Annotated in this window: 5 protein-coding genes and 3 pseudogenes; 2 read left to right on the top strand and 6 right to left on the bottom strand. The window is 64.2% G+C overall.

Annotated features, from left to right (window positions below):
* Together ACZ7HQ_RS44465 and ACZ7HQ_RS44470 are read left to right on the top strand one after the other, a co-directional pair.
* Window positions 1-219 (top strand): annotated as a pseudogene (locus ACZ7HQ_RS44465) (IS6 family transposase); the annotation flags it as partial.
* Window positions 220-610: 391 nt separating this feature from the next.
* A pseudogene (locus tag ACZ7HQ_RS44470) lies at window positions 611-922 on the top strand (transposase); the annotation flags it as partial.
* A 19-nt stretch (window positions 923-941) separates the two neighbouring features.
* On the opposite strand, the pseudogene ACZ7HQ_RS44475 reads toward ACZ7HQ_RS44470, so the two are convergent.
* The 6 genes and pseudogenes from ACZ7HQ_RS44475 to ACZ7HQ_RS44500 all read right to left on the bottom strand — a co-directional run.
* Window positions 942-1,505: pseudogene (locus ACZ7HQ_RS44475) on the bottom strand (IS3 family transposase); the annotation flags it as partial.
* A gap of 5 nt (window positions 1,506-1,510) precedes the next feature.
* Complete coding sequence (locus ACZ7HQ_RS44480; RefSeq protein ID WP_471003087.1) at window positions 1,511-1,828, bottom strand: transposase; 318 nt, start codon at window positions 1,826-1,828, stop codon at window positions 1,511-1,513.
* A 111-nt stretch (window positions 1,829-1,939) separates the two neighbouring features.
* Window positions 1,940-3,562 (bottom strand): acyl-CoA dehydrogenase family protein, encoded by a 1,623-nt coding sequence (locus ACZ7HQ_RS44485; protein ID WP_471003090.1) that lies wholly within the window; start codon window positions 3,560-3,562, stop codon window positions 1,940-1,942.
* 44 nt (window positions 3,563-3,606) lie between these two features.
* Window positions 3,607-4,836 carry a beta-ketoacyl-[acyl-carrier-protein] synthase family protein gene (locus tag ACZ7HQ_RS44490; protein WP_471003093.1) on the bottom strand — a complete coding sequence of 410 codons (1,230 nt, stop codon included), beginning with the start codon at window positions 4,834-4,836 and terminating at the stop codon, window positions 3,607-3,609.
* On the bottom strand, window positions 4,833-5,090 hold the full coding sequence (locus tag ACZ7HQ_RS44495) for an acyl carrier protein (protein ID WP_471003096.1): 258 nt from the start codon (window positions 5,088-5,090) through the stop codon (window positions 4,833-4,835). The genes ACZ7HQ_RS44490 and ACZ7HQ_RS44495 overlap by 4 nt, the downstream gene beginning before the upstream one ends.
* Entirely contained in the window at window positions 5,075-5,836 is a 762-nt protein-coding gene (locus ACZ7HQ_RS44500; protein ID WP_471003098.1) for a beta-ketoacyl-[acyl-carrier-protein] synthase family protein, read from the bottom strand. The genes ACZ7HQ_RS44495 and ACZ7HQ_RS44500 overlap by 16 nt, the downstream gene beginning before the upstream one ends.
* Between the last annotated feature and the right edge of the window lie 274 nt (window positions 5,837-6,110).

The following is a 6,110-nucleotide window of genomic DNA, read 5'->3' on the forward strand; positions in this document are numbered from 1 at the left end:
AACTCCCACCAGCCGACCAGACAACGCGAACGGGCGATGAAAGGCTTCCGATCGATGGGTGCCGCACAGCGGTTCCTCGCCTCCTTCAGCGGCATATCACCCCACTTCCGGCCCCATCGCCACCTGATGACCGCACCCAACTACCGCCTCGAGATGACCATCCTCTTCACCATCTGGAACCAGATCACCGGCGTCGCCGGCCTGCCCACCAGAGCCTGAACCACCGCCACCACCTCGGCCAGGCACGTCCCGAACCAGGCCACCCCTCCAAACCCCGCTCAACCTGACAAAGCCCTGCGACCCGTTCGAACGCCATCACCAAGGTGGCCGGGTCACAGATGAAGTTGAACACATCGTCGAACCGAAAGCCGCGATCGGCTGCCGCCCAACGGTGCAGTTTGACCTGCATCCTCCGTACCCGCAGCTCAGCGAAATCAGGCACTGGCCACGTGACCGGGGCATCCACCCCGGATTCTCCGGACATTGCAGAACCTCCCTTGCGATCTCGCTGCCGCCCTTCCCCATGTGCCGGGCTCTCCCCGGCTCGGAGTTGCACCATCAGAGGGGCGGTGGTTCGTGACTCACCCGATCGAAGGGCGTTGAGCCGGTCATGGAGTCGGATGTCGAAGCGGGTCTGTGGGCCACTGAGTTGGAGTCCCTGCTGCTGCGGGTGGGCAAGCGATTCGGGCGGGTAGAGCCGCGGCAACGGATGCGGGATTACGTGCGCGGCCTGCTCGACCCGGTCGGCCGGAAGAACAGCTGGCAGCTCGCCGAGCACGCGGGCCACGCCACTCCGTACGGCCTGCAGCGACTGCTGTCGTGGTGCCGGTGGGATGCGGACAAGATCCGCGACGACCTGCGCGACTATGTGGCCGAGCGGCTCGGACAGCCGGACAGCGTGCTGATCGTGGACGACACCGGTTGTGCGCCACGAAGCGCTGAGGATCGAGTTCGCGGCGCCACAGGCCCATCTCCAGGGCCGACAGGATCAGCGGCGTCTGCTTGTTCGTCGCGGCGGACCAGCCGACGATCGCGCGGGAGAAGGTGTCTACGACGAACGCGACGTACACCGTGCCCGACCACGCGGCCACATGCGTGAAGTCCGCCACCCACACGTGGTTCGGTGCGGTGGCGACGAAGGTGCGGTTGAGCAGGTCCGGCGCCCGGTCGGCGGCCTTGTCGGACACGGTGGTGACGACCTTCTTCCCGCGCACGGCCCCGGCCAGGCCAGCCGTCTTCATCAGTCGGGCGACGGTACAGCGGGCCACGTCCGTGTGACCGGCCCGCTTGAGCGCGGCCCACATCTTGCGGACCCCGTACACGCCGTAATTCTCCTCGTGGATCTCCTTGATGATCGCGGTCAGCTCGGCGTCACGCACCGCCCGCGCGGAGGGGACGGCCTTCTGCTGGGCGTAGTAGGTGGATGGGTGGATGCCGCAGCCGTGCTCGGTGAGCGCCCTGCAGATCTGCTCGACCCCGCCGAAGCGGTCCCGGTGCTCGTCAATGAACGCTACGAGCGTCGTTGTGGCCGGTCGAGCTCGGCCGCGAAGAAACCCGCCGCGGCCTTGAGGATCTCGTTCACCCGCTTGAGCTCGGCGTTCTCACGCTTCAGGGCCTTCAGCGCCGCGGACTCCTCCGTGGTAGTGCCCGGCTGGGCACCGGCGTCGACCTCGGCCTGGCGAACCCACTTACGCAACGTCTCCGCGCCCACGTCCAGCTTCGCGCCGATCGACCGGATCGCCTCGAACTCGGTCCTGTACTCATCACGCGTCTCGAGCACCAGGCGCGTGGCCCGCTCACGGACGTCCTTCGGGTACGGCTTTCGCATAACGGACTCGACCTTTCCAAATGTTCGAGTCTCGGTCAAACCCGGAGCGGTTCAGTGATGGCCTTGTCCTGGCGTGCACCAAGGCCCTGGAGGCGGCGGCCCGCGCATCGCTCAGGACGGCCTGTCGCCCGCCCAAGTCGGCTGCAGTAGCGGGTCGAGATCGTAGTGCGCTCCGGGCAGCTGCTGCACGACGTCCCCTATTTGCTTGGCGTATCGGTCCACCGCATGCTCCAGTAGATCTTGCGACGCGGCTTTTGGGTTGTCTCCCGCACGCACGCCGTCCAGGGCACGCTGCAGCTGGATCTCAACGACCTGCTGCGCGTGGGCATGGTGCGGCAGTTGTCTTTGCACGGCTCCGGCAGCGAGCGTCCACATGAGGGCGCTTGCGATGCCGGCATGTGGTGCGTCTGGCAGGCTATCTGCGGGGGGTCGCTCTTCAAGAGCGGTCTCGAATCGGGCAGCAAGGTCCCTACCGCTGTGTGCGCTGAGCATGTCTCGGATGCGACTGGTCTGTCGCAGGGCTCGTCGGCCGAGGAAGTCACACAAGGCCTCGGTGGGCCCTTCAAAAATGCGGTAGACGCGCAGGTCCCGATACATGCGGGCGGCCAAGTTCGCCTCGTCGTAGCCACTTCCGCCCATGATCTGCATCAGATGGTCGGCCGCTTTGACCGCCCATTCGCTGCCAAGGACCTTGGCGGTGATGGTGGGCTCGATACCGATCGTCTCTCCGGCGTCTAGCCGATCGGCCAGGTCGGTCACGAGGGCTTCAAGGATATCGGTCCGGGCGACCATGTCACCTAGCCACCCGCGGATCACGGCCCGGTCCTTGAGCGTGACTCCGGAGGTAGACCGCCGTTGGGCGAAGCGGAAGGCCAGCTGGGCGATCCGCTTCAGCGCGCCGAGTGCGAAGGCAGCCAGGGCAAGGCGTGTGGCGCACATCGAGTCCATGGCCGCGAGGCGGCCGTCGCCGTCTGCCAAGACGTGTGTGTCGGGTACGGCCACGTTGGAAAAGTGCATCTTGCTTTGCACCATGCCTCGTTGTCCGAACGACAGGTGTTCCTCGCCTACACGGACTCCGTTGCTGGCTGTGGGCACGGCCAAGGCGATCAGTGAGGAGGTACGCGTGCGCTCCGCCTCAAGCCGGGCGATCACGGTGGAGATGCCGGCCCATGTTCCGTTGCCGATCCAGTGCTTGTCTCCGCTCAGCAGCCATCCGCCAGAGGGCGCTGGACGAGCCGTCGTGGACAGCTGCGAGAAGTCGCTGCCTGCGCCGGGTTCGGTCTGGGCATAGGCGGCCAAAGTACGGCCCGTGGCAAGCAGGGGAAGCCACTCCTGCTTGAGCTCTTTAGTGGGCCAGACCGACAGTGCACGGGTGCCAGGAAAGAGCGACGTCGTCATCCATGTACCCAGGGCGGTGTCAATCGCCATCAACTGCTCGAACACCCGGAACATGTCGCGGAAGAGGAGGGCAGTGCCGCTGTACTCCTCCTCGATCAGCGGACCAAACAGTCCGGCAGCTCCAAAGTCCTGAACGATGTAAGGTGGGATGCAACGCCGTTCGTCTATGAGCAGTGAGTTGATACGACGCGACGCATAGTCGCGCAACCAAGCGATCTGGTCAGTGGCCCGGCGAAAGCTGACTTCGGGCTTTGTCGTGGCAGTCCTCCGGGCCAGGCCCCAGAGCCGAGGCTGAGCCTCCATTCTTGCTGCGTCCTGCTCAACTGCTTTTGCCATCCTTCTCCCCTTCTTGTTTTCGGCCGCAGAGCCCGAGGCTCCTGTTAGGCCGGGGCAAGAGCCAGTACGGCGTTCTGACCGCCGAATGCACTCGAGTTGCTGAGTGCAAGCTGAATGCGCTGGGGCCGAGCCGAGCCGGCGACAACGTCCGCTTCGATACCCGGATCGAGGCGCTCCAGGTTGGCCGTCGGTGGCACGGTCTGCTCATTGATAGCGAGCACGGTCAATGCCGCCTCTATCGCACCAGCCGCGCCCATAGTGTGGCCAAGGACGCCTTTAGTCGACGTGAGGGTTGCCCTGCCGCCGAAGAGCCGGGTGACCAACTCCGCCTCCACCAGGTCACCTTTCGGAGTGCTTGTGGCATGGGCGTTGACGTGATCGACATCCGATGTTGTGGCGCCGGCCTCAGCGAGAGCTGCCCTTGTCGCGTACTCCAGTCCACGGCCGTGTGGGTGTGGCGCGGTGATGTGGTAGGCATCGGCTGAAGCGCCGTAACCGACGACCTGCGCCAGAGCCAACGCCTTGCGCGCGGCCGCTTGGGCCCTCCTCTCCAGTACAAGGACCGCTGCTCCCTCACTCAGAACGAAGCCATCACGAGCCACGTCGAACGGACGAGCGGCGAGCGCCGGTGTCTGGCAACGCGACGACAAGGCCCCCAGCCGAGCGAACGACGCGGTAATGATCCTGTTCACGGGGGCATCGCTTCCGCCGGCCACTACGACATCGCACGCGCCCATACGGAGCAGGTGCGTGCCCAGCCCTATCGCAGTAGCTCCGGAAGCACAGGCCGTACAGGCCGCGAAACTGGGACCGCTGGCCCGCCATTGCAACGAGAGTTGTCCTGCCAGCATGTTGGGCAGGACCATGGGAACGGTGGTCGCCGAGACTCGCTGGCCTCGAACCAGGCGAGTTACCTGGGTCTCAAGCGTGGTAATGCCACCGAAGGCCGTACCCATGATCACACCGACCCGCGTTCCGTCCCACTTATCAGGTTCCAGACCGGCCATGCGCAGTGCTTCCGCCCCAGCGACAAAGGCCAGCTGGCTGTAGCGGTCCGTGCGACGAGCCAGGTTCGCACCCAGCCGAGTCTCCGGATCGAAGCCGGGGACTTGACAGGCGAAGTCCACCGCGAGTCCCGCGAGTTCCGGAGCGGTTCGTGCTGTCGGCTGTCCGGCCAGCACGCCCTTCCAGGTAGCATCGACACCGATGCCAGCCGAGCTGACCATGCCAAGACCAGTCACCACGACATCTTGGTCCGATCCGGATCTGGTCACTTCGCGGCCACCTGGCCCAGTGCCGCTACGGCCTCGTCCACGGTCATGGCCGGATGCAAAGCGTCGTCTTCAAGCTGCAGACTCAGGTCAGTGGTCACGAGATCGATCAGTTCCACCACGGCCAGGGAGTCCAGCCCCAGGTCCGTAAACGTGGCTGCGCCGACGATGTTGGTCTCATCAACCTGGAACTTGCCGATGAGGGTCTGCGTCAAACGCTCGCGCAATGATTTTGCGGTAGTCATGACAACCTCCATGGGGGTATTGTGGTGCCTAACTCCTGATGATCAGATGAGTGAAGGTGCGATGTAGCAGCTTCACGAATGCGGCTCCTCTGCCCCCGGCGAGTGGGCATCGTCATCCGGACTATCGCCTGCCTGCAGGCCTCAGGCCCACGTGTGCAGAAGTACCGTCGTTCACGGGACAGACCTCCCCCTTCTGGTTGCTGCGGTCCACTCGTGTTGGCCGTGATCAGAACACTCCCAGCGCCGACGCTGTCCAGTTCCATGGCGCGAATGGCTCCTGGCTCTTCGCTGTGGCCGCGACGCAGCAGCACTGCCCCTGCTCCGTCACTAAAAATCGCCGCAGTGGTCCGCGGCTGCGGATCAATAATCGACGTGCACATCTCGGTGCTGATCACCAGCGGCCGGTCACAAGGCCCCGCTCCCATCAGGGCCTTGGCCATACCCAAGGCATAAACGAGCGCGCTGCCGCCTCGGCCAGTTGCAGTAGGTGTGCCACCTCCGGCGCGGTCACAGCACGGACGGTCGGGAGGGCTTGGCGCCACCAACACGAAGTTGGCTGTCTTTCCCGCAGAGTAGGGCCTCCTCACCTGCGAAGACCGCAAGGTGACCAGTACTGGTCCTGACTCCACCAGTTGCCTGTGGCGAATGCCTGTACGTGAACTGATCCATTCATCGCTGGTGTCGAGACAGGCCGCAAGATTTCCACTAATGACTACCTGCTCCGGTGACACTCGCCTAGGCGGCATATCATGGCACATTCGGACATCCAAGCCACACCCCTTTACCTACAGGAGAGGGGAAGCGGGATTATTGATTGCTGAAGAATGACCTGCTGAACGGGTTGAGACAATCACTGCACCACACTTATGCGGGCCGCAACAGTGTTCCAGAAAGCTTGCACACAACGAAGATGCGCAAGTTTGCACGCTTGTGAATGCACTGAGCCTTTGCCAACTTGATGCGTGAGAAGGTCAGTTGGTTCGACATGTGAGTGAAGCCCCTGGTAGACGGGTTCACGACCAAGATCACCCG

This window comes from Streptomyces sp. NPDC037290, assembly GCF_055603245.1.